General features: G+C 67.2%; 24 protein-coding genes. 13 read left to right on the plus strand and 11 right to left on the minus strand.

What is annotated here, in order from left to right:
• The first annotated feature begins 80 nt into the window (after positions 1 to 80).
• The 5 genes from dusB (at position 81) to ruvA (ending at position 4,319) form a co-directional block, all read left to right on the plus strand.
• Positions 81 to 1,106: a tRNA dihydrouridine synthase DusB gene (gene dusB, locus IAG39_RS26205; protein ID WP_054457331.1), complete on the plus strand. Its 1,026-nt coding sequence runs from the start codon at positions 81 to 83 to the stop codon at positions 1,104 to 1,106.
• A 36-nt stretch (positions 1,107 to 1,142) separates the two neighbouring features.
• Positions 1,143 to 1,382, plus strand: coding sequence for a helix-turn-helix domain-containing protein (locus tag IAG39_RS26210; RefSeq protein WP_006217670.1), 240 nt, complete (start codon positions 1,143 to 1,145; stop codon positions 1,380 to 1,382).
• A 101-nt stretch (positions 1,383 to 1,483) separates the two neighbouring features.
• Positions 1,484 to 3,073: a bifunctional phosphoribosylaminoimidazolecarboxamide formyltransferase/IMP cyclohydrolase gene (gene purH / locus IAG39_RS26215; RefSeq protein ID WP_118932358.1), complete on the plus strand. Its 1,590-nt coding sequence runs from the start codon at positions 1,484 to 1,486 to the stop codon at positions 3,071 to 3,073.
• Entirely contained in the window at positions 3,073 to 3,621 is a 549-nt protein-coding gene (ruvC, locus tag IAG39_RS26220) for a crossover junction endodeoxyribonuclease RuvC (RefSeq protein WP_054457336.1), read from the plus strand. The genes purH and ruvC overlap by 1 nt, the downstream gene beginning before the upstream one ends.
• A gap of 125 nt (positions 3,622 to 3,746) precedes the next feature.
• A complete protein-coding gene (gene ruvA / locus IAG39_RS26225) occupies positions 3,747 to 4,319 on the plus strand; it encodes a Holliday junction branch migration protein RuvA (protein ID WP_013391723.1) in 573 nt (190 codons plus the stop codon).
• Between the two features lie 7 nt (positions 4,320 to 4,326).
• Here ruvA and IAG39_RS26230 read toward each other — a convergent pair whose 3' ends face one another.
• The 5 genes from IAG39_RS26230 to IAG39_RS26250 form a co-directional block, all read right to left on the minus strand.
• The gene (locus IAG39_RS26230; protein ID WP_118932359.1) at positions 4,327 to 5,235 is read right to left on the minus strand and encodes a complex I NDUFA9 subunit family protein; all 909 of its coding nucleotides are present in this window, start codon (positions 5,233 to 5,235) and stop codon (positions 4,327 to 4,329) included.
• 104 nt (positions 5,236 to 5,339) lie between these two features.
• Positions 5,340 to 6,305: a threo-3-hydroxy-L-aspartate ammonia-lyase gene (locus IAG39_RS26235; protein WP_118932360.1), complete on the minus strand. Its 966-nt coding sequence runs from the start codon at positions 6,303 to 6,305 to the stop codon at positions 5,340 to 5,342.
• Positions 6,306 to 6,414: 109 nt separating this feature from the next.
• Complete coding sequence (gene ruvB, locus IAG39_RS26240) at positions 6,415 to 7,488, minus strand: Holliday junction branch migration DNA helicase RuvB (RefSeq protein ID WP_054457342.1); 1,074 nt, start codon at positions 7,486 to 7,488, stop codon at positions 6,415 to 6,417.
• 88 nt (positions 7,489 to 7,576) lie between these two features.
• Complete coding sequence (locus IAG39_RS26245; protein ID WP_118932361.1) at positions 7,577 to 9,148, minus strand: ATP-binding protein; 1,572 nt, start codon at positions 9,146 to 9,148, stop codon at positions 7,577 to 7,579.
• On the minus strand, positions 9,148 to 9,849 hold the full coding sequence (locus tag IAG39_RS26250) for a response regulator (protein WP_054457345.1): 702 nt from the start codon (positions 9,847 to 9,849) through the stop codon (positions 9,148 to 9,150). Before IAG39_RS26250 ends, IAG39_RS26245 begins: the two co-directional genes overlap by 1 nt.
• A 217-nt stretch (positions 9,850 to 10,066) precedes the next feature.
• Between IAG39_RS26250 and IAG39_RS26255 the strand changes: the two genes are divergently transcribed.
• Positions 10,067 to 11,371 (plus strand): fimbrial protein, encoded by a 1,305-nt coding sequence (locus IAG39_RS26255; RefSeq protein ID WP_118932362.1) that lies wholly within the window; start codon positions 10,067 to 10,069, stop codon positions 11,369 to 11,371.
• A gap of 94 nt (positions 11,372 to 11,465) precedes the next feature.
• Complete coding sequence (recQ, locus tag IAG39_RS26260) at positions 11,466 to 13,295, plus strand: DNA helicase RecQ (RefSeq protein ID WP_118932363.1); 1,830 nt, start codon at positions 11,466 to 11,468, stop codon at positions 13,293 to 13,295.
• A gap of 30 nt (positions 13,296 to 13,325) precedes the next feature.
• On the opposite strand, the gene IAG39_RS26265 is transcribed toward recQ, so the two are convergent.
• A complete protein-coding gene (locus IAG39_RS26265; RefSeq protein WP_059371616.1) occupies positions 13,326 to 14,378 on the minus strand; it encodes a cytochrome d ubiquinol oxidase subunit II in 1,053 nt (350 codons plus the stop codon).
• Positions 14,375 to 15,718 carry a cytochrome ubiquinol oxidase subunit I gene (locus IAG39_RS26270; RefSeq protein ID WP_059371615.1) on the minus strand — a complete coding sequence of 448 codons (1,344 nt, stop codon included), beginning with the start codon at positions 15,716 to 15,718 and terminating at the stop codon, positions 14,375 to 14,377. Before IAG39_RS26270 ends, IAG39_RS26265 begins: the two co-directional genes overlap by 4 nt.
• Positions 15,719 to 15,854: 136 nt before the next feature.
• On the opposite strand from IAG39_RS26270, the gene IAG39_RS26275 reads away from it, so the two are divergent.
• The 4 genes from IAG39_RS26275 (at position 15,855) to minE (ending at position 19,875) form a co-directional block, all read left to right on the plus strand.
• The gene (locus tag IAG39_RS26275; RefSeq protein ID WP_118932364.1) at positions 15,855 to 17,621 is read left to right on the plus strand and encodes a glutamine--tRNA ligase/YqeY domain fusion protein; all 1,767 of its coding nucleotides are present in this window, start codon (positions 15,855 to 15,857) and stop codon (positions 17,619 to 17,621) included.
• Positions 17,622 to 17,781: 160 nt separating this feature from the next.
• Positions 17,782 to 18,657: a septum site-determining protein MinC gene (gene minC / locus IAG39_RS26280; protein ID WP_118932365.1), complete on the plus strand. Its 876-nt coding sequence runs from the start codon at positions 17,782 to 17,784 to the stop codon at positions 18,655 to 18,657.
• A 141-nt stretch (positions 18,658 to 18,798) separates the two neighbouring features.
• Entirely contained in the window at positions 18,799 to 19,614 is an 816-nt protein-coding gene (gene minD, locus IAG39_RS26285) for a septum site-determining protein MinD (protein ID WP_041652327.1), read from the plus strand.
• 3 nt (positions 19,615 to 19,617) lie between these two features.
• Positions 19,618 to 19,875: a cell division topological specificity factor MinE gene (gene minE, locus IAG39_RS26290; RefSeq protein ID WP_006217654.1), complete on the plus strand. Its 258-nt coding sequence runs from the start codon at positions 19,618 to 19,620 to the stop codon at positions 19,873 to 19,875.
• Between the two features lie 98 nt (positions 19,876 to 19,973).
• On the opposite strand, the gene IAG39_RS26295 is transcribed toward minE, so the two are convergent.
• The 4 genes from IAG39_RS26295 to IAG39_RS26310 form a co-directional block, all read right to left on the minus strand.
• Positions 19,974 to 20,198 carry a glycine zipper 2TM domain-containing protein gene (locus IAG39_RS26295; RefSeq protein WP_059371612.1) on the minus strand — a complete coding sequence of 75 codons (225 nt, stop codon included), beginning with the start codon at positions 20,196 to 20,198 and terminating at the stop codon, positions 19,974 to 19,976.
• Between the two features lie 191 nt (positions 20,199 to 20,389).
• Positions 20,390 to 20,923: an isochorismatase family protein gene (locus IAG39_RS26300; RefSeq protein ID WP_118932366.1), complete on the minus strand. Its 534-nt coding sequence runs from the start codon at positions 20,921 to 20,923 to the stop codon at positions 20,390 to 20,392.
• Between the two features lie 123 nt (positions 20,924 to 21,046).
• Complete coding sequence (gene ettA, locus IAG39_RS26305; RefSeq protein WP_059371610.1) at positions 21,047 to 22,720, minus strand: energy-dependent translational throttle protein EttA; 1,674 nt, start codon at positions 22,718 to 22,720, stop codon at positions 21,047 to 21,049.
• Between the two features lie 108 nt (positions 22,721 to 22,828).
• Complete coding sequence (locus tag IAG39_RS26310) at positions 22,829 to 23,749, minus strand: DMT family transporter (RefSeq protein ID WP_118932367.1); 921 nt, start codon at positions 23,747 to 23,749, stop codon at positions 22,829 to 22,831.
• Positions 23,750 to 23,848: 99 nt separating this feature from the next.
• On the opposite strand from IAG39_RS26310, the gene IAG39_RS26315 reads away from it, so the two are divergent.
• Positions 23,849 to 24,646, plus strand: coding sequence for an AraC family transcriptional regulator (locus tag IAG39_RS26315; RefSeq protein ID WP_118932368.1), 798 nt, complete (start codon positions 23,849 to 23,851; stop codon positions 24,644 to 24,646).
• A 137-nt stretch (positions 24,647 to 24,783) separates the two neighbouring features.
• Positions 24,784 to 25,326, plus strand: a complete 543-nt coding sequence (locus IAG39_RS26320) for a hypothetical protein (protein ID WP_059371608.1) — start codon at positions 24,784 to 24,786, stop codon at positions 25,324 to 25,326.
• Positions 25,327 to 25,330: the final 4 nt, after the last annotated feature.

Genomic DNA, 25,330 nt, shown 5'->3' on the forward strand with positions numbered 1-25,330 from the left:
TGTCTGCTTTCGCCTTCCCTTGTTACGAATTGTTCTCCAGGTGACAAAGAGGGTACGAGCGAGCCGGTTAAAATGTGAGCATGCGCATAGGTCAATGGACCCTTCCCAACAACGTGCTGGTCGCGCCCATGGCGGGCGTGACGGACCGTCCTTTCCGCCAGCTTTGCAAGAAGCTGGGGGCGGGCTATGCCGTCTCGGAAATGGCCGCGAGCAACCCCAAGCTGTGGGATAGCGTCAAAACCTCCCGCCGCTTGAACCATGACGGCGAGATCGCCCCCATTTCGGTGCAGATCGCCGGCGCCGACCCCGCCATGATGGCGGAGGCGGCGGTGTTCAACGCCAGCAAGGGCGCCCGGATCATCGACATCAACATGGGCTGCCCGGTCAAGAAGGTCTGCAACGTGGCCTCCGGGTCGGCGCTCTTGCGCCATGAAGACCAGATCGCCCGCATCCTGGACGCGGTGGTATCCGCCTGCGCGCCGCTGGACGTGCCGGTGACCCTGAAGACCCGCACCGGCTGGGACCGCGAAAGCCGCAATGCCCTGCGGGTGGCGAAAATGGCCGAAAACGCCGGCATCGCCGCCCTGACCCTGCACGGCCGCACCCGCGCCGACCTCTATACGGGCGAGGCGGAATATGACACTATCCGCGCCGTCAAGGCCGAGCTGAAAATCCCCGTTGTCGCCAACGGAGATATCACTACGCCCGAAAAAGCCCGGCACGTCCTGGATTACACTGGCGCCGACGCGGTCATGATCGGCCGGGCGGCTCAAGGCCGTCCCTGGATTTTCCGCGAAATCGACCACTACCTGCGCACGGGCGAAACACTGGCCCCTCCCTCCTATGGGGAAATGCGCGAGCTGCTGCTCGAACATCTCGACGACCACTACCGGTTTTACGGCGAGCACACCGGCGTACGCACGGCGCGCAAGCACATAGGCTGGTATCTGGACGGCCTGCCGGGGGCGGATTCGTTCTGCGCCCGCATGAATCTGATCGACAACACCCGCGACCAGTGGCGGGCCGTGTCGGACTGGTTCGACCTTATCTCGCGCGACGGCGGATCCCATCCGGCGCCGGTCGCAGAAGCCCTGCTGGCGGCATAACCGCCTCAACACCAACATAAAAATATCTGTACTCAAATGAGCAAGAAAGATGTCCTGGAAGAATGCGTGCGCGCCAGCCTGGAGCGCTATTTCGAAGACTTGGGCGAATCCGAACCCCACGACATGTGGGACATGGTGATGCGCTGCGTGGAGCGCCCGGTGCTTGAAGTGGCGTTGGAAAGGTCGGGCGGCAACCAGTCGCGGGCATCCGAAATGCTGGGCATCACCCGCAACACCCTGCGCAAGAAGTTGCTGGCGCACAATATCCAGGTATAGCTTTCGTGCGCGGGCGGCAGGCGCATCGCGCCGCCCGCTCCCCCAGATTTCCCATCCGACCTGAACGAGAAAGGCGCTCCCGCCCCACTCCGTCCCTCACCATGAAAATCGAAACCGCCCTGCTTTCGGTGTCCGACAAGACCGGCATCGTTGAATTTGCCCGCGCCCTGGCCGCGCGCGGCGTGCGCCTGCTGTCCACCGGCGGCACCGCCAAGCTGCTGGCCGACTCCGGCCTGACCGTCACCGAAGTGGCGGCCCACACGGGTTCGCCCGAAATTCTCGATGGCCGCGTCAAGACGCTGCATCCGAAGATCCACGGCGGCCTGCTGGCGCGCCGCGACAGCGCCGAGCACATGGACACCATCAAGGCGGCCGGCATCGACCGCATCGACATGCTGGTGGTCAATCTGTACCCGTTCCGCGAAACCGTGGCCAAGCCGGACTGCACCTTCACCGACGCCGTCGAAAACATCGACATCGGCGGCCCGGCCATGCTGCGCGCGGCGGCCAAGAACCACGGCACCGAAGCCGGCGGCGTGACCGTGGTGATCGACCCCGTCGACTACTCGCGCGTGCTGGCCGAAATGGACAAGGGCGGCAACACCTCCTACGGCCTGCGCCTGGCGCTGGCCTCCAAGGTCTACGCCCACACCGCCGCCTACGACGGCGCCATCGCCGCCTACCTGACCAGCCTGGCCGAAGCCGAGCCGAAGCAGGAAGCCGTGCCGGCCCGCAACGAATGGCCCGGCACCCTGACCCTGCAGGTCAAGCAGGAACAGGCCTTGCGCTACGGCGAGAACCCGCACCAGACCGCCGCCTTCTACGTGGACGCACAGCGTCCGGCCGGCCTGCTGGGCAACTACCGCCAGCTGCAGGGCAAGGAACTGTCCTACAACAACATTGCGGACGCCGACGCCGCCTGGGAATGCGCGCGCAGCTTCGAAGCGCCTGCCTGCGTCATCGTCAAGCATGCCAACCCCTGCGGCGTGGCCGTCGCGGCCGACACGCTGGGCGCCTACCAGCAGGCCTTCAAGACCGACCCGACCTCGGCCTTCGGCGGCATCATCGCCTTCAACCGCCCGGTGGACGCCGCCACGGCCGAAGCCGTGAGCTCGCAGTTCCTGGAAGTGCTGCTGGCTCCCGCCTATGACGGCGCCGCGCTGGCCATCCTGGCCGCCAAGAAGAACGTGCGCGTGCTGGAAGTGCCGATGGGCACTGGCCAGAACGCCTTCGACATCAAGCGCGTGGGCGGCGGCTGGCTGGTGCAGAGCCCGGACGCCTACAACGTGCCGCGCGACGCGCTCAAGGTCGTCACCAAGCGCCAACCCACCGAAGCCGAGATGAACGACCTGATGTTCGCCTGGAAGGTCGCCAAGTACGTCAAGTCCAACGCCATCGTGTTCGTGGGCGGCGGCATGACCCTGGGCGTGGGCGCCGGCCAGATGAGCCGTATCGACTCGGCCCGCATCGCCTCGATCAAGGCGGAAAACGCCGGCCTGACCCTGAAGGGTTCGGCCGTGGCGTCGGACGCTTTCTTCCCGTTCCGCGACGGCCTGGACGTGGTGGTGGCCGCTGGCGCGACCTGCGTGATCCAGCCGGGCGGCAGCGTGCGCGACGACGAAGTGATTGCCGCGGCCGACGAGCACGGCATCGCCATGGTGCTGACCGGCACCCGCCACTTCCGCCACTGATGCGCGTCCTCGGCATCGATCCCGGCCTGCGCCGCACCGGCTTCGGCGTGATCGATGCCGACGGCCCGCGGCTGCGCTATGTGGCCAGCGGGACCATCGTGGTCCCGCCGGCGCTGGCGCTGTCCGAACGCCTCAAGGTCATCCTGGACAATCTGCGCCAGGTGGCCCGCGACACGCAACCCGACGTGGCCGCGCTGGAAATCATCTTCCTGAACACCAACCCAGCCTCCACCCTGCTGCTGGGCCAGGCGCGCGGCGCGGCGCTGTGCGCGCTGGCCGACAGTTCGCTGCCCGTGCACGAGTACACCGCGCTGCAGATCAAGAAAGCCGTGGTCGGCACCGGCCGCGCCGCCAAGGAGCAGGTGCAGATGATGGTGCAGCATCTGCTGTCGCTGGATGGCGCGCCCGCGCCCGACTCGGCCGACGCGCTGGCCTGCGCCATCTGCCATGCCCATGCCGGCCCGCTGCAGGACAAGCTCGAACGCCTGGGCGCGTCCCTGCGCATGAGCGGCAAGACCCGCATCCGCAACGGCCGTCTGATCGGCTGAACCTCCGACACGCCGCGATTTTCCGCGAGGCGGGGCCGGTTCCCGCCGCATGCGCGCCCGCGCGTATAGAATCCCCGCATTCGCCGCGCATTCAGCGGCCTCACCATTGCCAGGCCACCATCACCATGATCGGACGCATCACCGGAACCCTGATCGAGAAACTCCCGCCCACCATCTGCGTGGACGTGGGCGGTCTGGGCTATGACATCGACGTGCCCATGAGCACGCTGTACTCGCTGCCCGACACGGGCGCGCGCGTCACGCTCTACACGCACCTGACGGTGCGCGAAGACGCCCACATCCTGTACGGCTTCGCCTCGGCCGGCGAACGCAGCGCTTTCCGCGAACTGATCAAGGTCAGCGGCATCGGCGCGCGCACCGCGCTGTCTGTACTGTCGGGCCTGTCGGTGGCGGACCTGGCGCAGGCCATTACGCTGCAGGAATCGGGCCGCCTGACGCGCGTGCCCGGCATTGGCAAGAAGACCGCCGAACGCCTGCTGCTGGAAATGCGCGGCAAGCTGGGCGCGGACATCGGCGCCTCGCCGCACGCGGCGCCGGACAACCAGTCGGACATCCTGAATGCGCTGCTGGCGCTGGGCTACTCGGAAAAGGAATCGCTGTCGGCGCTGAAGACGCTGCCCGAGGGCGTGGGCGTGTCCGACGGGATCAAGCAGGCGTTGAAGGCGCTGGTGCGCTGAAACCGGCTTACAGGTAGCGCGGAGCCACCGCTTCCAGCCCCGTCGGCACCACGTGCAGTTCGGGCGCGATCGGTCCGCTGCAGATATTGTCGCGGCGCAAGGAGTCCAGGTTGTCGCGCGACATCAGCGGCGTGCCAGGCATGCATTCGAACAGCCGGGCCTGCATGCGGCCCACGCCCATGGGCATGCTGACCACGGGCCGCGGATGGCCGCTCCAGGCGGCGCACAGGCGAGCGATCTCGCCCAGCGTGTAGACCTGGGGCCCGCCCAGTTCATAGGTCTTGCCGCAGGTGTGCGTATTGCCCAGCGCCGAAACGATCGCGGCGACCACGTCGCCCACATAGACCGGCTGCATGCGCACGTGCGCGCCCGCCAGCGGCAGCACCGGCAGCCAGCGCGCCAGGCCAGCGAACATATTGGTGAATTTGTCGTCCGGGCCGAAGACCACCGAAGGGCGGAAGATGGTCCAGCCCCCATCCCGATTGCCCTGGAATTCCTGCTTGATGGCGACTTCGCCGTCGCCCTTGGAACGCTGGTACATGCTGTCGCCGTTGGAATCGGCGCCCAGCGCGCTGATGTGTATCAGCCTGCGCACGCCCTGGCGGCGACACGCTTGCGCGATGCGCTGCGGCAGCAGCACGTGGGCCCGCGCGAACGCCGAGCCATAGGGACGGCCGGCGTTGCCGTGCAGGATGCCCACCAGGTTGATGACCGCGTCGCAACCCTGCGCCAGGCCGTCCAGCGTGGCGTCGTCGTGCACGTCGCATTCGAGCAGGGTGACGGTGGGAAGAATCTGCAGGTCGCGCCCGCGGCTGTAAAGCCGGGTGGGCACGACGATCTGATGCTGATCCGCGGAAAGCCGCGCTACCAGATGACGGCCGATGAAACCGGTGCCGCCGATGACAAGGATACGCATGCCGCAGCCCCTGTTCGTCAGGATTCAGTTCCGATTCTGCCTTGCACACGCTACAACCGCAAGCGCGCATCGGCGGCCCCGCGTGGGGACCGCCCGAGGGGGAATCAACCCGCCAGCAGCTTGGCGTAGGCCGGAAGGTCGACGTTGCCGCCGCTGATGATGACGCCGACCCGCGCGCCGCGTACCGGCACCACGTTCTGCATGACCGCGGCCGCGCCCAGGCAGCCTGTGGGTTCCACCACCATCTTCATGCGTTCGGCGAAGAACCGCATGGTGGTGACCAGCTGTTCGTCCGTGACGGTGACGATGTCGCGCACATGCTGCTGGATGAGCGGGAAGGTCAGGTTGCCCAGGTGGGTCGTGGCGGCGCCGTCGGCCAGGGTCTTGGGCGCCGGGATTCGGACGATTTCACCTTTGCGCAAGGACTGCTGGCCGTCGTTGCCGGCCTCGGGCTCGACGCCGTAGACCAGGCAGCGCGGGCTCAGCGCGTAGGCGGACAGGGCCGACCCCGACAGCAGGCCGCCGCCGCCCAGGCAGACGAACAGGTAGTCCAGTTCGCCCACTTCCTCGAACAGTTCCTTGGCGGCGGTGCCCTGGCCGGCGATCACGTCTTCATGGTCGTAGGGCGGGATCAGGGTGGCGCCGGTTTCGGCCTGGATGCGGCGGGCGATCGCCTCGCGGTCCTCGGTGTAGCGGTCGTAGGTGACGATCTTGCCGCCATAGCCTTCCGTCGCCGCGCGCTTGGCCGCGGGGGCGTCCAGCGGCATGATGATGGTGGCCTGCACGCCTTGCAGCTTGGAGGCCAGGGCGATGGCCTGCGCGTGGTTGCCCGACGAAAACGTGACCACGCCGGCGGCGCGCTGTTCCGGAGTCAGGCGGGCGATGGCGTTGTAGCCGCCGCGGAACTTGAAAGCGCCCATGCGCTGGAAGTTCTCGCACTTGAAGAAGACCGACGCGCCGCTGATCGCATCGGCGGTGGTCGAGGTCAGTACGGGCGTGCGGTGCGCGTTGCCGGCCAGGCGCTCGCTGGCGCGCACGACGTCGTCATAGGTGGGCAATTCGGGCTGCATGGGCTTGGGTCCTTTGATCGCGGAGAATAATCAAAACCTCCGGATGATAAACCCGCGGCCGACTTCGGGCGCCGTCCGGCGCCCGGGTTCGGTCCGATTTGCCGGCAGCCTACTTCCCGAAGAGATCGCCCGAACCCGCCGTGGCGCCGGCCGGCGGAGTCAGCCCCAGGTGGCGCCAGGTGGTCAGCGTGGCGGTGCGGCCGCGCGGCGTGCGCTGCAGATAGCCATGCTGGATGAGATAGGGTTCGATCACGTCCTCGATGGTGTCGCGCTCTTCGCCGATGGCGGCGGCCAGGCTGTCCACGCCGACGGGACCGCCATCGAACTTGTGGATGATGGCTTCGAGCAGCTTGCGGTCCATCAGGTCCAGGCCCTGCGGGTCCACTTCCAGCATGGCCAGCGCGCGGCCCGCAACGTCCGCATCGATGGTGCCGCCGGCCTTGACCTCGGCGTAGTCGCGCACCCGGCGCAGCAGCCGGTTGGCGATGCGGGGCGTGCCGCGGGCGCGGCGCGCGACTTCGGCCGCGCCGTCCGGCGTGATGCCGGCGTTCAGGAGGCCGGCGCTGCGCGTGACGATGTGGCCGAGATCGGCGGCGTTGTAGAACTCCAGCCGCGACACGATGCCGAAGCGATCCCGCAGGGGGTTGGTCAGCATGCCGGCGCGGGTGGTGGCGCCGACCAGGGTGAAGGGCTGCAGGTCCAGCTTCACGCTGCGCGCGGCGGGGCCTTCGCCGATCAGGATGTCGATCTGGAAATCCTCCAGCGCCGGATAGAGGATTTCCTCGACCACGGGCGACAGGCGGTGGATTTCGTCGATGAACAGGACGTCGTTCTTTTCCAGGTTGGTCAGAAGCGCCGCCAGGTCGCCCGGGCGCTCCAGCACCGGACCGGAGGTCTGGCGCAGCTGCACGCCCATTTCATGCGCAATGATGTGGGCCAGCGTGGTCTTGCCCAGGCCCGGGGGACCGAATAGCAACACGTGGTCCAGGGCCTCCCCGCGCTTCCTGGCCGCGGCGATGAAGATCTCCAGCTGCTCGCGGGCGCGTTGCTGGCCGACATACTCGTCCAGCGCCTTGGGCCGCAGGGCGCGTTCGATCGACTCCTCGTTGGGCGAGACCGGCTGCGGCGCCACGATACGGGGGGCGTCGGGACGGGAGGAAAGCGAATCGGACTGGATGGCCATGGTGCGGGAACGACAAAATGCTGAGCAGGATGCATCGTACCGTAGCGCGACCCGCCCCGGGGAGAAGCGAGCGCCCTTGCGGGCGCCCCTAGGACGTCTCGGACAGCGGCAGCTTGACCCGCACGCACAACCCGCCGGAATCCGCCTCGAGCAGCTCCAGCGAGCCGCCATGGGCCCGCGCGATGGCCTCGGCCAGCGCCAGGCCCAGGCCCACGCTGCCGGTGCGCGTGCGCGCGTCGTCCAGGCGGCTGAACGGGCGCAGGGCCTCCTGGCGCCGTTCCGGCACGATGCCGGAACCGTGGTCGGCCACGTCCAGCACCGCGTGGCGACCCTCGTGCCGCAGGCTGACCTGGACCGGCGGCGCGCCATGGTTCAGCGCATTGCCGATCAGGTTGTCCAGCAGGCGGCCCAGCGCCACGGCGTCCGCCTGCACCACCAGGGTTGCAACGTCGTCGCCGGCCCGCAGGCTGATATCGGTGCCGGCGCCCTGCCAGGCGCCCACGCGCTCGGTCAGCCAGTCGGACAGCAGCATCGAGGCGTACCGGTAGGCGGCCGGATCGGTGCCGCGCACAAAGCCGATGAACTGGTCGACCATGTGCTGCATGTCCTGCAGGTCCGCGCGCAGGCCCTCCTTCAGCTTAGAGTCGTCGGCCAGCTCGATGCGCAGCCACATCCGCGACAGGGGTCCCTTCAGGTCGTGCGGCAGGCCCGACAGCAGCGTGCGGCGCACCGAATCGGATTCGGACAGCGCGTCCAGCATGGCGTTGAAACGCTCTCCCAGCACCCGCGTTTCGTGCGGGCCCGACGGCTCGACCCGTTGCGGCTGCCCCGCCGCCAGCCGGTCGGCCGCGTCGGCCAGCCGGGTGATGGGACGCGTGATGTGCCAGGAAAAACCCACCGCCAGCAACAGCAGCAGCCCCAGGCCGCCCAGCCAGGCGGCGATGAACGGCGTCGCGACCGGCGGATCCAGGCGGTCCAGCGGGATGACCAGCCATTCGCGCAGGCGCGGCGCGTCCTCGCTGGCGGGGTTGGGCGCCAGCGAGATGAAGATTTCCGGCGTCGGTCCGCGCGACAGCGCCACGCGCGTGCCGTCGTTCAGGCGTTCATTGAGCTGCTGCACCAGCACGCGCAGATCGCGGCGGATGTCGTCCGGTTCGGGCTGGTAGCGGCGGCTGTGTTCTTCGCGGTCGCGTTCGCGCGCGCGTTCGCCTTCCCTGGCGCTGGCGCGTTCATCGCCGTGTTCCTCGTCGCGCACTTCCGGGGGCGGCGGCGCCGGCGGGCCATGCATCTGCATGTCCGCGGGCGGCGGAGGCGGCGGAGGCGGCGGCTTCGGAGCCGCCTTCGGCGGTGGCCGGCGGCCATTGAAACGCTGCAGCTTGGCCTCGGCGGGCAGCACCCGCGACCACAGCCGCCACTGGTTCTGCGAGGCCGTGCGCACGAAGTCGGCGCGTTCCTCCGCCGGCACCTGCGACACCGCGGCGCGCAAGGTGCGGATGGTGGTGACGATATAGCCGATGGCTACGTCTTCCATGAACTTGTGCCGGAAGTACGAGACCGTCACCAAGGTGGCCGCCTGCGTCAGCAGGACCGAGCCCAGGATCAGCAGGATCAGCCTTGCCCGCAGCGAGCGCGGCACCAGGAAGCCAGGAGCAAAGCGCATCAGGGCGAGAACCGGTAGCCGATGCCCCAGACGGTCTGGATCCAGCGCGGTTGCTTGGGGTCGTCTTCGATGACCCGGCGCAGCCGCAGGATGGCGATGTCGATGGCGCGGTCATTGCGCTCGCCGGCATCGTCATCGCGCGCCAGCGCCAGCAGGCGTTCGCGCGACAGCGGCTTGCCCGCGTTGCGCACCAGCGCCTCCAGCAGATTGATTTCGCCGCCGGTCAGCTTGACCACCGTGCCCTCGCGTGACAGCTGGCGGGTGGAGGGATCGAACACGAAGGGCCCGAACGAGACCGGCGCGTCCTTGGTCAGCGCGGACGGGCCGCGCTTGCGGCGCAGCACGGCCTCGATGCGGGCCAGCAGTTCGCGCGGATCGAAAGGCTTGCCGACGTAATCGTCGGCGCCGGCCTCCAATCCGATGATGCGGTCCACCGCCTCGTCGCGCGCGGTCAGCAGGATGACGGGAATGTCCTCGCCTTGCTCGCGCAGGCGGCGGCAGGCGTCCGCGCCGTCGCCGCCGGGCAGCATGCGGTCCAGCACCAGCAGGTCGGGCGCGTAGCGGGTGATGCGGGACGACAGGTCGGTAGCGTCCGGCGCCAGCAGGGTGTCGTAGCCGTGCCGGTTCAGGTAGTCGGCCAGCAATTGCCGTAAGGCCGGATCGTCGTCGACGACCAGCAGCTTGGTGTGGGGATTGTCCATGGATGCCATAGTGCGGCCCGCCGCCACAAGCCGCAAGAGGCGGGAAATCAACTGAAATATACCTGTTGCACGATGTTGAACGCGTTTACCAGCGCTTTCCCGCCACGGCGCAGCGCCCGATGCGGACTGGCCCTAAAATGGAGCCCGGCCCGCCTTCTGTCCGCTTTGCTAAAAAACGTTTACAGGCAAGGCGACGCTCCCTTTCTACACTGTGCCTATGGTCGCCCCTGCACTCCTCTGGCGAAAAACCCTGTTGCGCGCCGCGCTGGCCGCGGTAGTCGCCTGCCCGATCGCCCCGGCCGCGGCCGATCCGCTTGCGGCGTCCCCTTATATGCCCGCCCCGCCCTCGGCGCGCGGCATCGGCATACTGTCCCCGGTTCAGCCCATGCCCGTGCGCCCCGCGGCGTCGATGGCATCGCGCGCCGTCCCGCTGGATCCGTCCCCTTGCGACATGCAGACCATGGAACCGGCGCTGGACACCAGCGTGCACGGCACGGGCAACGCTGACCTGATCCCCGGCACCGGACTGGGACTGTCCGGCGACGCCCAGCCCGCCCCGGTTCCACAGGATTGCACGGTGCTCGCGACGCCCGAGGAGCCCGCGCCGGACTACTCGCTCACCCTCCAGGACGGGGACCTGCCTCGCATACCCGTGGTCATGATCTCCGGCGTGTCGCGCGCCTCCCGGCCCTGGTTCGCCTCCGCCAGCAGCCAGGAGGGCCTGCGCTACGGCGGCAACCGCAACTGGGTCTACCGGAATACCTCGGGCCCCTCCGTCGCCGTCGGCAACATCGACGCCAGGGCGCCGGCCTGGGGCAGCGGCGCGCCGGTGGGCGGACTGCAGATCTCGAACTGGGCCGGATCCGGCGCCACGGTCCCGGAAGGCAGCTTCGGCTACTCCTCGTCGCTGGGCCGCCTGAACCACATGGATCCCGCCGCCAGTTCCGGAGCCGTGGATTACGGCGACCCGGTGGGCAGCGGCAGCGTGCGTTACGGCCTCACGCCGACGCTGACCCTGGAGGGCCAGATGCAAAGCGCGCCGTCGCTCACGACGCGCGGCATGGGCACCACCTACGCCGCGGGCGACTACGGAACCTTCCGCGCCGGAGCCACGCAAAGCTCGTTCGACGCGGCCAGCGCCTGGCGCTACCGCTTCGACTACAACGTGGCCGTGGCCGACGCCGTCAACCTGGGCTATTCCAACGAGCAGGTCGGCGCGGGCTACGGCGACCTGTCCAGCTACTCGGGCGGCGGCGCTTCGGCGGCGCATACCCGCAACACGCTGTCCGCGGGCGTCCCCATCACCGGCTGGGGCGTACTCAGCGGCACCTACTCGGGGCTGCGGGAAGGCTCTGAGCTGGCCGAGCAGCGCGTGGGCCTGTCGCACAGCATGTTCGTCTCACCCAAGGTCAAGCTGGCGGTGGGCGCGGACCGCGACATCATTTCCGGCAACTACGAATGGCGCGCCAACCTCAGCATGCCCGTGGATACCTTCATGCGCGGCACCTGGCTGAGCTGGTAGGCAGACCGCGGCAAGGACAGAAATCTCCCTGCCGGAAAAGGTCCGGCGGAATTGCGGCTTAAAATCCCTGCCATGATGCTCCCGGCCTACCCCCATGTCTGACGCGCGCGCCCTCGGCGTGTTGCAGCGCGTTTTCGGTTACGAATCCTTCCGCGGCGACCAGCAAGCCATTGTCGAACAGGTGATCGACGGCGGCGACGCGCTGGTCCTCATGCCCACGGGCGGCGGCAAATCGCTCTGTTACCAGATTCCGTCCCTGGTCCGCGAAGGCACCGGCATCGTCGTGTCGCCCCTGATCGCGCTGATGCAGGACCAGGTCGACGCCCTGACCGAACTGGGCGTGCGCGCAGCCTTCCTCAACTCCACCCAGGAGTGGCGGGTGGCCCGCGACGTCGAGCAGGCCTTCCTGGCCGGCGAGCTGGATCTGCTGTACGTGGCGCCCGAGCGCCTGCTGACCGACCGCTGCCTGCAATTGCTGGAACGCGGCCGCATCGCGCTGTTCGCCATCGACGAGGCCCACTGCGTGTCCCAGTGGGGCCACGACTTCCGCCCGGAATACCTGGGCCTGTCGATGCTGCACGAGCGCTGGCCGGACGTGCCGCGCATCGCGCTCACCGCGACCGCCACCGCCGACACCCGCAGCGAAATCGCCCAGCGCCTGTCGCTGGACGATGCGCGCCACTTCGTTTCCAGCTTCGACCGCCCCAACATCCGCTACCGCATCATCGAAAAAAACGAGGTGCGCAAGCAATTGCTGGAAATGATCCAGACCGATCATGAAGGCGAATCCGGCGTGGTCTATTGCCTGTCGCGGGCCCGCGTGGAAGAGACCGCGGAGTTCCTGTGCAACCAGGGCATCGACGCCATGCCCTATCACGCCGGCCTCAGCGCGCAGGTGCGCGCCGCCAACCAGGCGCGCTTCCTGCGCGAGGACGCCGTGGTCATGGTGGCCACCATCGCCTTCGGCATGGGCATCGACAAGCCCGACGTGCGCTTCGTGGCGCACATCGACCTGCCCAAGTCGGTGGAAGGCTATTACCAGGAAACCGGCCGCGCCGGCCGCGATGGACTGCCGGCCACGGCCTGGCTGGCCTACGGCCTGCAGGACGTGGTGCAGCAGCGCCGCATGATCGACGAATCGCCGGGCGAAGAGTCCTACCGCCGCCGCCTGGGCCAGCAGCTGGACGCCATGCTGGGGCTCTGTGAAACCGTGGAATGCCGGCGCGTGCGTCTGCTGGCCTACTTCGGCCAGCAGATCACCGCCTGCGGCAATTGCGACGTCTGCCTGGAACCGCCCCAGGCCTGGGACGGCACGGTTGCGGCGCAGAAGGTGCTGTCCGCCGTCTACCGCCTGTGGAAGGAGCGCGGCCAGCGCTATGGCGCCGGCCACATCATCGACATCCTGCGCGGCAAGGTCACGGACCGCACCAAGCAGCACGGCCACGAAACGCTGAGCGTATTCGGCGTGGGCGCGGACCTGAGCGATACCGCCTGGCGCGGCGTGCTGCGCCAGTTGCTGGCGCAAGGCCTGCTGACGGTGGACCACGAAGGCTACGGCACCCTGGCCCTGACCGAAGGCAGCCGCGCCGTGCTCAAGGGCGAGCGCCAATTGATGCTGCGCCGCGAATCCGAAAAGAAGCCGCGCTCGGGCAAGAGCGGCAGCGGCCGCCCCAAGGCGGCGGCGATTGACCTGCCGGCCGAACTGCAGCCCGTATTCGAGGCTCTGCGCGCCTGGCGCGGCGAAGTGGCCAAGAGCCATGGCGTGCCGGCCTATGTCATCTTCCACGACGCCACGCTGCGTGAGATCGCGCTGGCCCAGCCCGAATCCATGGACGAGCTGAGCCACATCAGCGGCGTGGGCGCCCGCAAGCTGGAAGCCTACGGCGAAGAGATCCTGCAGCGCGTCGCCAGGCCGGTCTTGTGACGGCAGCCCCGGCCGGACTTCCCGGCCGGATCAGCCCGGCGGCGGCAGCAGCGGCACCGGCGCGCGTTCCTTGCCGAACACCGAGCGGTACGCCAGGATGTTGAACACCAGCACCACCGGAATGCCCACGACCGCCCCGGCCAGCACCAGGCGCATCGAGCCCAGCGCGCCCGCGCCGTCCCACAGCGTCATGTCGTCCAGGATCAGGTAGGGGAACAGGCTGTAGGCCAGGCCGCTGAGCATCAGCAGGAACAGGGCCACGCACAGCACGAACGGCAGCCAGCTGAAACGGTCGGCCTTGCCCGGCAACCTCGCCAGCAGCATTTCGGCGGCGACGAAGCCCGCCAGCATCAGCACCCAGACCGTTGCCGCCAGGCTCAGGTGGGCAATGTTGCTCCATTTGTAGAAGATGCCCGCATTGGCCAGGCCCAGCGTGACCGCGATCGCCACCATGCCCACCGCCGTCCAGCGGATGGCGTGGCGCGCCCAGTTGGCGGCGCGGCGCTGCAGATCGCCGTCCACCCGCATGACCAGCCAGGACGCGCCCAGCAGCACATAGGCCGCCACCGCGCACAGGCCCACGAACATGGAGAACCAGCCGTAGCCGGCATCGGACTGGTAGCCGGTGGCGATGCGGCCCAGCAGCATGCCCTGGCCGAAAGCGGTGATCAGCGACCCCGCCCAGAAGCCGAAAATCCAGCGCGGCTTCATTTCGTTGCGCGCACGGATGCGGAACTCGAACGAGACGCTGCGCAGCACCACGCCCAGCACCATGCAGGTGAGCGGTCCGTAGAGCTTGCCCAGCACCGCGCCCCAGGCGAACGGGAACGCCGCCGCGAACAGGCCCATGCCCAGCAGCAGCCAGAATTCATTGGCGTCGCGCCACGGGCTCAGCAGGCTCATCATGCGGCCGCGCTCGTGTTCCGGCGCCAGTTGCAGCAGGATGCCCACGCCCAGGTCGAAGCCGTCCAGCACCATGCCCGCGGCAATCACCACGAACAGCAGGGCCATGAAGGCCAGCGGCATCCAGAAAGAGGGATCGTCGGGGTTGAGGCCCTGGGAGGCGGCCAGCATGGCGATCATGGCGTGCCTCCAGCCAGTTTGCGCACGGGCACGACGCCATAGCGCGCCGCGTGGAACAGCATGCCGACGAACGCCGCAAGCAGCAGCAGGTACAGCACGCCATAGCCGATCAATCCGTACAGCACGGTGCTGGAGGCCACGATGCCCAGCACCTCGGACTGCGTGACGGTGCCGTTCACCGCGAACGGCTGCAAGCCCAGGATGGATACCCACCACCCGGCCACGACGGCGATGGCGCCGGAGAACATCATGCCGCACAGCACCCGCTGCCACCAATGCGGCAGCGTGGACGGGTCCAGCCCGCGCCGGAACGTCCACAGGAAGGTCACGCAGGCCACTGCCAGCATCAGCAAGCCCAGCCCTGCCGCCACGCGCAGCGACCAGAAGGTCAGCGCCACCGGCGGCAGCATGCCCGAATACTTGTCCAGGCCGCGGTAGGTGCCGTCCTGGTTACGGTGCAGCCACATCCCGCCCATGTTGCGCAGGGTCACGTCGGCCACATTGGTATGGGCACGCGCATCGGGCCAGCCGAACAGCACCAGTTGCGGCTCTGCGCCGCTTTCCCAGTAGCCCGCGGCGGCGGCGGCCTTGGCGGGCTGCAGCTTGGCGATCATCTGCCCGGCGCCGGTCGCCACCGGCAACTGCATGAACGCCCCCACCACGGCGACCACCAGCGCGGTCTTGAACGCGTTGCGCTCGCCGTCGCCCAGCGGACGCCGCAGCGCCTGCAGCGCGGTCACGCCCATCATCAGGAACGCGGCGGCCAGGGCCGCGCCCACCATCACCACCGCCATGCGCCATCCCACGGAGGGATTCAGCACCACGGCCATCCAGTCATAGACCTGGTAGCGTCCATCGACCAGCAGCGCGCCATCCGGCGTCTGCATCCAGGATTGCAGCGCCAGCACCCAGAACACCGCCACCAGTTGCCCCACCGCCACCATCAGCACGGCCAGCGTATGGGCGCCATCCGACACGCGGCGCTGACCGAACAGCATGACGCCCAGGAAACAGGACTTGAGAATGAAGACCGAAAGTATGGCGTAGCCCAGCAAGGGCCCGGCGACGTTGCCGATCTTGTCCATGAGGCCGGCCCACAGGCTGCCCAGCTGGATCAGCACCGGCACGCTGGCCGCCAGCGTCAGCACGAAGGCCAAGGCGAAAATCCGCACCCAGAAGCGGTAGGCGGCTGTCCAGCCGCCCTGGCCGGACCAGCGCGCCCTGATCTTGAAGAACAGCAGCACCCAGGCGAGCGCCAGGGAGAAGGCCAGGAAAAACGCCAGAAAGCTCAGGCTGGCCACGAACTGCGTGCGGGCCAGGGATAACGTGGATATGTCCATGATGGCCCGTAGTGTAGAGCCAGTTACATGACTGTGGGGACAGTTTGAAACCGGTTGCACCGGCAGCAAAAAGGCCTCGCCTGCGGAACGTGGCAAAATTGACTCTTTGTCGCTGCTTTTTCCTATTCTTTCAAGAATGACCTCCGCCACGACGCCGACCCCTGCCGCATCAAATTTCCTGCTCAACATCGTTCAAGACGACCTCGAAGCCCAGCGCTTCGCAGGCAAGCGTTGGGCGGGCAAGCCTGGCCCGGCGGCCTTGCAACAACAAGGCGGACTGGATTCGGCCCGCATCCGCACGCGCTTTCCGCCGGAGCCCAACGGCTACCTGCACCTCGGCCACGCCAAGAGCATCTGCGTGAACTTCGGGCTGGCCCGCGATTTCGGCGGCGTCTGCCACCTGCGCTTTGACGACACCAATCCGGAAAAGGAAGACCAGGAATACGTCGACGCCATCATCGAGGCCGTGCACTGGCTGGGCTTTGACTGGAAGGCCGACGGCAACGACAACCTGTACTTCGCCAGCGACTACTTCGGCTACATGTACGAGTTCGCCGAAGCGCTGGTCGAGGCCGGCCACGCCTACGTCGACGAGCAGAGCCCCGAAGAAATCCGCGCCAACCGCGGCACGCTGACCGAACCCGGCACCGACTCGCCCTGGCGCAACCGCCCGGCGGCCGAATCGCTGACGCTGCTGCGCGAAATGCGCGACGGCAAGCACCCGGACGGCAGCCTGGTGCTGCGCGCGAAGATCAACATGGCGTCGCCCAACATCAACCTGCGCGACCCGGTCATGTACCGCGTGCGCCACGCCCATCACCACCGCACCGGCGACCAGTGGTGCATCTACCCGATGTACAGCTGGGCGCACCCGGTCGAAGACGCGCTGGAAGGCATCACGCACAGCGTCTGCACGCTGGAATTCGAAGACCAGCGCCCGTTCTACGACTGGATCCTGGCGCGCCTGGCCGAACTCGGCAAGCTGGCGCAGCCGCTGCCGCACCAGTACGAATTCGCGCGCCTGAACGTGAGCTACGTCGTCACCAGCAAGCGCAAGCTGCTGCAGCTGGTGCGCGAAGGCCACGTGGACGGCTGGGACGATCCCCGCATGCCGACCATCTTCGGCCTGCGCCGGCGCGGCTACACGCCCTCCTCGATCCGCCTGTTCTGCGACCGCACCGCCGTGTCCAAGTCCGACTCGCGCATCGACTACAGCCTGCTGGAACAAGCGGTGCGCGACGACCTGGACCCGGTCGCCCCGCGCTCGGTGGCCGTGCTGGATCCGCTCAAGCTGGTCATCACCAACTACCCGAAAGGCCAGACCGAGATCTGCACCGCGCCGCGCAACCCGCACGATCCCGAAGCCGGCGTGCGCGAGTTCCCGCTGTCGCGCGAACTCTGGATCGAACGCGACGACTTCCGCGAAGAAGCGCCCAAGAAGTACTTCCGCCTGTTCCCGGGCAATACCGTGCGCCTGAAATACGGCTACGTGGTGCGCTGCACCGGCTTCACCAAGAACGAAGCCGGCGAGATCATCGAGGTCCAGGCGGAATACCTGCCGGAAACCAAGAGCGGCACGCCGGGCGCGGACAGCGTCAAGGTCAAGGGCAACATCACCTGGGTCAGCGCGGCCCATGCGGTGCCCGCCCAGATCCACCTGTACGACCGCCTGTTCGCCGACGCGCGTCCCGATGGCGGCGACAAGGACTTCCTGGCCTGCCTGAACCCGAATTCCAAGCTGACCGTCACGGCCTGGCTGGAGCCGGGCACCGTCGCCACGCCGGGCGCCACCTGGCAGTTCGAACGCCTGGGCTACTTCACGGCCGACCTGAAGGAATCCAGCCCCGAGGCGCCGGTGCTCAACCGCATCGTGACCCTGCGCGACTCCTGGGCGCAAGGCTGACGCGCCGCGTCCGCATTGCAGGAAATAGGCGCTGAAAGGCGCCTTTTTCTTTGGGCTCGCCCCCTGCGCATGCCGCCCCGGGGCGGGTTATCATCCCCCGAACCCCGCAGCCGGTCGAGCGCGCCGTTTCCCGGCGCCGGAACCGCCAGCCACAATCAAGATGAACACTGAATCCCTAGCCCTGGACTTCAAAAGCGCCACCCTCTATGCCATCCGGGTGGTCCTGCACAGCGCCGACCCTGAACGCCTGAACGCCGCCCTGGCCAAGCGCATGGCCGATGCCGGCAGTTTCTTCGAAAACGAACCCGTGGTCATCGACGCCAGCCGCGTCGAGGAAAAAATCGATTGGACCGCCCTGGTGGCGGCATTGCGCGGCCATAACCTGCCTCCCATCGGCGTGGTCGCCGAAGGCGCCAACCTGGAAGCCGCGCGCGCGGCGGGCCTGACGCCGGTGGAACTGTCCACGCCCGCGGCCCGGCCCGCGCCGGTGATCGACACCGCGCCGCCCAACGATGTCTCCACTCCGGTACCCTCGGTGCCGGCCGCCGCGGTCGAAACCGCAGCCGCGCCCACAGAAGTCGCCGCCGAAGCCGCCGAGCCCGACGCGCCCGCCGGCAAGACCGCGGACGAGCCGCTGCCCGCCCGCGCGGCCAGCAACACCACCTCGGCCCCCAGCCCCACCCCGGCCGCGCCGCACTCGTCGTCGGCGCTGGTCATCACCAAGCCGCTGCGTTCCGGCCAGCGCGTCTACGCACGCCATACGGACCTGGTGGTGATCGGCATGGTGAGCCAAGGCGCGGAAGTCATCGCCGACGGCAACGTCCATGTCTACGGTCCCTTGCGCGGCAAAGCGATGGCGGGCGCGCGCGGCGACACTTCGGCGCGCATTTTCACGACCCACCTGGACGCTGAACTGCTGGCCGTGGCCGGCGTGTACCGCGTGGTCGAGGACAAGCTCGACCGCACGCTGCAGAACCAGCCCGCGCTGGTCCGCCTGGACGGCGACACGCTGCGCATCGAAGCCCTCAAGGCTTGATATCCGGAATCTGGCCGCCAGCAGCGGCCGAGGCGCACGCGCAGACACCCGCGCAAATTTCAACACATCCTGTAAGAAGCCTTACAAGGGCTTTTTGCTTTACGATAACGCGATTTATTCGAACATAAGGGTTTGATCGTCATGACACGCATTGTTGTGGTGACTTCCGGCAAAGGCGGCGTGGGCAAAACCACGACCAGCGCCAGTTTTTCTGCGGGACTCGCGATGCGGGGCCACAAGACCGCTGTCATCGACTTCGATGTCGGCCTGCGCAACCTCGACCTGATCATGGGCTGCGAACGTCGCGTCGTGTACGACTTCGTCAACGTGATCCAGGGCGAAGCCACGCTCAACCAGGCCCTCATCAAGGACAAGCAGCTCGAAAACCTGTTCATCCTGCCCGCCTCGCAGACGCGCGACAAAGACGCGCTGACGCAGGAAGGCGTGGAAAAGGTCATCAACGACCTCAAGGGCATGGGCTTTGACTACATCGTCTGCGACTCGCCCGCCGGCATCGAAACCGGCGCGCTGATGGCCGCCTACTTCGCCGACGACGCACTGGTCGTGACCAACCCGGAAGTCTCGTCGGTGCGCGACTCCGACCGCATCCTGGGCATCCTGGCCGCCAAGTCCAAGCGCGCCGTGGAAGGCGACGAGCCCGTCAAGGAATACCTGCTGCTGACGCGCTACAGCCCCAAGCGCGTGGTCGACGGCGAAATGCTGTCGCTGGGCGACATCGAGGACATCCTGCGCATCAAGCTGATCGGCGTGATCCCCGAATCCGAAGCGGTGCTGCAAGCGTCGAACCAGGGCCTGCCGGCCATCCACCTCAGAGACACCGACGTTTCCGAAGCCTACAAGGACGTCGTGGCCCGTTATCTTGGCGAAGACAAGGCCCTGCGCTTTACCGACTACGAAAAGCCCGGTTTCCTGAAACGCCTGTTCGGAGGCAAGTAAGCAATGTCCTTCCTGTCGTTTCTGCTTGGTCAAAAGAAGACCTCCGCATCCGTCGCCAAGGAACGGTTGCAGATCATCCTGGCCCACGAGCGGGGCCGCGGCGACTCGCCCGATTACCTGCCGCAGTTGCAGCAGGAGCTTATCGCCGTCATTTCGAAATACGTGAAGATCAACCCCGAGGACATCAAGGTGCACCTGGAACGCCAGGACACGCTGGAGGTCCTGGAGGTCAAGATCGAAATGCCTCAGAACGAGACCTGATGCGGCTGCGCGGCGCAGGGGCATACTTGCCGCCGCGCACAGCCCAGGTCAAAAAAATGCCCGGCATTGCCGGGCATTTGCTTTGGGGCGGTGAACGCTTAACGCTTGCCGACCTGATCGCCGATGACGCCGCCGATCGCCGCTCCGCCCACCGTTCCGAGGATGCCGCCGTTGGTGATCACGGCGCCTGCCACGCCGCCCAGGGCAGCGCCACCGACGGTGCTCTTCTGGCGATGGCTCATGCCGTCCCAGGACGAGCAACCAGCCATGGCGGCGGTCAGCGCCAGCGCAACACAGATTTTGGAGAGAGATGCGATTTTCATATTTGTGGTTCCTATTCTCGTACCCGGGAGCCGCGCATGAAACTGGATGCGAGCGCGCGGCGCCCATGAGGGCCTGGAACCTTCAGGATCGCAAAATATTCTTGCCCTGGCTGTGAAGTTTGCCCATGAATTGTGTCAAAGGGCGAGTTAATCTTTGCGCGCCCCAGGGACATTGTTGCAGCGGTCGGCCGCTATTTGACCAGACGTAACACCTCGCGGAAACGCGGGTGTTCACAAGTCCGCATCCATTCAAAGATCGCCATTTCGGACGTGACGATTTCAGCGCCATGCGCACGCGCGCGGCGCAGCGCCGCGTGATGATCGGCAGGCTTGCGCGAGCCCGCCGCATCCGCCACCAGCACCGCGTGGTAGCCCAGGTCGATCAAACCGATCACGGTTTGCAGCACGCAGATGTGCGCTTCGCAGCCCGCCACCAGGATGGTCTTGCGTGCGGCCGGCAACCAGGCCTCGAAGCCCGGCTCCAGCGCCGAAGAGAAGTGCATTTTCTGGAAGGCGCTCTGGACCTGCTCGCGCAACGGTTCCACGGTGGCCCCCAGCATCTTGGCATGGTGCTCGGTGGCCACTACCGGCACCTCCAGCAGGCGCGCAGCCTGCGCCAGCTTGTGCGCGGCGTTGAGCACCGCCTCGTTGTCGTGGATGACGGGCATCAGACGCCCCTGCATGTCGACGATCAGCAGGGTGGAATCGGTAGCGGACAACAACATTGCGCGGTGCTCCAGGAAGTAGTCCCCAAGGCCGGTTCACACAGAACGAAGCCTTGAACAGCCCCTAGCATACCCCCGGCAAAAAAAATCCCGGCGCGAGGCCGGGATTCTTGCAGGCGCCGATTACTTCAGGGCCTTGTAGCGCAGGCGCTTGGGCTTGGCGCCCTCTTCGCCCAGGCGGCGCTTCTTGTCGGCTTCATATTCCTGGTAGTTGCCGTCGAAGAACACCACTTGCGAGTCGCCTTCGAAGGCCAGGATGTGCGTGGCGATCCGGTCCAGGAACCAGCGATCGTGGCTGATGACCATGACGCTGCCGGGGAACTCCAGCAACGCGTCTTCCAGCGCGCGCAGGGTTTCGACGTCGAGGTCGTTGGACGGTTCGTCCAGCAGCAGCACGTTGCCGCCGGCGATCAGCGTCTTGGCCATGTGCAGGCGGCCGCGTTCACCGCCCGACAGCTGGCCCACGACCTTGTTCTGGTCGCCACCCTTGAAGTTGAAGCGGCCCAGGTAGGCGCGCGACGACATTTCGAACTTGCCCACCGTGAGCAGGTCGGCGCCGTCGGCCACCGCGTCGAACACGGTCTTCTTGTCTTCCAGCGCATCGCGCGACTGGTCGACATAGGCCAGCTTGACGGTCTGGCCGATGTTGACCTCGCCCGAATCCGGCTGCTCGCGGCCCGCGATCATGCGGAACAGCGTGGACTTACCGGCGCCGTTGGCGCCGATGATGCCGACGATGGCGCCGGGCGGCACCTTGAAGCTGAGGTTGTCGATCAGCAGACGGTCGCCGTAGGCCTTGCTGACGTTGTTGAATTCGATGACTTCGTTGCCCAGGCGCTCGCCCACGGGAATGAAGATTTCCTGGGTTTCATTGCGCTTCTGGTATTCGTAGGACGAGAGTTCCTCGAAGCGGGCCAGACGCGCCTTGGCCTTGGCCTGGCGGCCCTTCGGGTTCTGGCGCACCCACTCCAGTTCCTTCTTGATGGTCTTCTGGCGGGCGGATTCCGACGCCTCTTCCTGCTTCAGGCGGTCTTCCTTCTGCTCCAGCCACGAGCTGTAGTTGCCCTTCCAGGGAATGCCATAGCCGCGATCCAGTTCCAGGATCCATTCCGCCGCGTTGTCCAGGAAGTAGCGATCGTGGGTCACGCCGACCACGGTGCCCGGGAACTTGTGCAGGAACTGCTCCAGCCATTCCACGCTCTCGGCATCCAGGTGGTTGGTGGGCTCGTCCAGCAGCAGCATGTCGGGCTTGGACAGCAGCAGGCGGCACAGCGCGACGCGGCGCTTTTCACCGCCGGAGAGCTTGCCGACGATGGCGTCCCAGGGCGGCAGGCGCAGCGCGTCGGCGGCGATTTCCATCTGGTGCTCGATGTCGTCGGCGCCGCTGGAGGCGGCAGCGGCGATGATGGCTTCAAGCTCGGCCTGCTCGGCGGCCAGCGCGTCGAAATCGGCGTCCGGCTCGGCGTAGGCGGCATAGACCTCGTCCAGGCGCTTCTTGGCCGTGACGACGGCGCCCAGGCCCTCTTCCACCGACTGGCGCACCGTGTGCTCGGGGTTGAGCTGCGGTTCCTGCGGCAGGTAGCCGATGTTCAGGCCCGGCATGGGAATGGCTTCGCCTTCGATTTCGCGATCGACGCCGGCCATGATCTTCAGCAGCGTCGACTTGCCCGAGCCGTTCAGGCCCAGCACGCCGATCTTGGCGCCAGGAAAAAACGAAAGCGAAATGTCGCGCAGGATCTGCCGCTTGGGCGGCACGATCTTGCCGACGCGGTTCATGGTGTAGACGTATTGGGCCATGGGCTCGTATATAGGAGATATAGCTGATGAATCGTCGATTGTAGGCCGGAACCCTGACCCGCGTATGTCCACCGCCAAATGGCCGGCCCACGCCGCGGAACCGCCCCTTCAGGCGGCCTTGGGCCGCGCCGCCCGGCCGCCGGCGCGCATCTGCGCCAGCATCACGCCGGCCAGCGCCATCGCCCCGCCGACGATGTGGAACAGATGGGGTTTTTCATCCAGGAACACGGCCGCGATCGCCACCGTGGCTACCGGCATGAGGTTGAGGAAAATGCTGGCGCGGTTGGGGCCCAGGTGCTTGACGCCCTGCATCCACAGGAAGGGCGCGAACAGCGACGGGAACACCGCCGCATACAGCACCAGCGGCAAGTTGTCGCCGTTGAGCGGCGAAGGCGGCGCCATCAGGAAAGCCGGCAGCTGGAACAGCACGCCGAAAGCCACCTGCACATACAGCGACTGCCACGGCCCCACCGGCAATGCCCAACGGCGCAGCAGCACGCCGTACAGCGCATAGGCCAACGCGCCCACACCCATCAGCAGGTCGCCGCGGTTGGCGCCCACTTCCAGCAGCCGGGCGGGATCGCCCTCGCCGATCAGCAGGGCCAGGCCCGCCAGCGACAGCAGGCCGCCCAGCATGGCCATGACCGAGGGCAGTTCGCGCAGCAGCAGCGCCACCACCGCGATGGTCATCAGCGGAATCATCGCCGTGATGATGCCCATATTGGTCGCGGTGGTGCTGGCGGCCGCCACATAGGCCAGGCCCTGGTACAGGGCCATGCCCAAGCCCCCCAGCACCGCCAGTTTGGGCAGGTGGGGCAGGATCTGGCGGCGCTGCGCCCAGACGCCCGGCAGCACGAACGGCGTCAGCACCACGCCGGCCAGGGCCCAGCGGTAGAAGCCGATGGCGGCCGGCGCGATGGCGCTGGCCGCCATCTTGGTGACGATCATGTTGACCGACCAGATCAGGGCCGCCAGCAGCGGATAAAGCAGATAACGGGCGGGAACATGGGGAGAGGAGACTCGGGTCATGAGGGCAATGCGCAGAGATGGATAAGACAGGGCCAGTGTAGGATCTGTCCGACCTGATGTATATAATGAAAAACAGACAAAATCAGACGAAGTTCCGACATGTCCGCCATCGATACCGCGCCTGCCCTGGCCAGCCACCTGCCCTATCCGCTGGCCTGCCGCATCCTGCATTTCACGCCGAACTCGCGCATGAAGCGCCACAGCTCGCCCTGGGCGGAACTGAACTTCGCGATCTCCGGCATCATGGAAATCGGCATCCGCGGCGTCACCTACCTGTCGCCGCCGCAGTACGCCATCTGGATTCCACCGCATGTCGAGCACTGCTGCCAGAACGAAGGCGAGGTGCACTACGCCTGCATCGACATCCCGGCCGCGGCCTGCGCCGGCCTGCCCGCGGAACCGTGCACGCTCGAGATCAGCCCGGTCATGCGCGCGATCCTGGCCGACTTCGAACGGCGCGGCATCAGCTATCCGGATACGCCGGAAGACCGGCGCATGGCGCAGATCGTCATCGACCAGGCGCGCCAGGCGCGGGCTTACGCCAGCTACCTGCCGTCCACCTCCGATCCTTTGCTGGCGCCCATCCTGTCGGCGCTGCAGCACAGTCCCGGCGACAAGCGCGGCGCCGCGCACTGGGCCGCCACGGCGGGCATTACCGAACGCACGCTGCTGCGCCATTGCCAGCTGCACCTGGGCATGTCGTTCAATGAATGGCGTCTGCGGCTGCGCGTGGTCAGCGCCCTGGGCATGCTGGATGCCGGCCGGCCGGTCCAGTCCGTGGCGCGCGAGCTCGGCTACAGCACGCCCTCGGCCTTCATCGCCATGTTCCAGCGGCTCACCGGCGAGTCGCCGGACAACGCGCGCAGGCGCAGCCAGGGCGGCGCACCCGCGCCATGACCCCGGAGAACCGCGTAATCCAAGCGCCTGATGCAAGACGCGGCCGATCGCGAGACAATACGGCTGTAGCCAGGGTCTGCCAGCAGGCCCGTATCTTGCCGTGCCGTCGCGGCTTCATCGCGCCCAGGAACCCCTTCATGTCTGCCTCCGCCACTCCCCCCGCCTCCTTGACCCACTTCAGCGCCGCTGAACTGGACATGCTGGCCAAGACCGCCGACGCGCTGAGCGCGTACCTGGGCAAGCCCGTGCTGGCCGAAGTGGTGCTGGGCGATGACGGCACCGAATGGGTGACCTATGGCGTGCCCATGGATGAAAACGCCAAGCCCGACGAGGACCAGACCCACGTGCAGCTGGGCGGCGCCGGCGCCCGCCTGCTGGGCAACCGCGGCGGCCTGCCCCAGTCCGACGACGACACCTACGACTGCCTCTATCTCTGGGCCATCGAGATCTCGCTGAACGAGGGCGAGCGCTTCATCAAGCTGGACCACGACGGCGAAGAATCGGCCTGGTCCGACAGTCTGGAAGACGTGCTGCCGTTCGCCCTGTCGGAAGAACCCGTGCCGGAAGACCCGGACGCGGAGGACGACGAAGACGACGAGGACGAAGCGGACGAGGACGATGAGGATGATGCGGACGGCCACGGCCACGATCATCCTCACGACCACAACCACCGCCACTGAGCCA

Source organism: Achromobacter xylosoxidans (assembly GCF_014490035.1).
GTDB classification, from domain to species: Bacteria; Pseudomonadota; Gammaproteobacteria; order Burkholderiales; family Burkholderiaceae_B; genus Achromobacter; species Achromobacter bronchisepticus_A.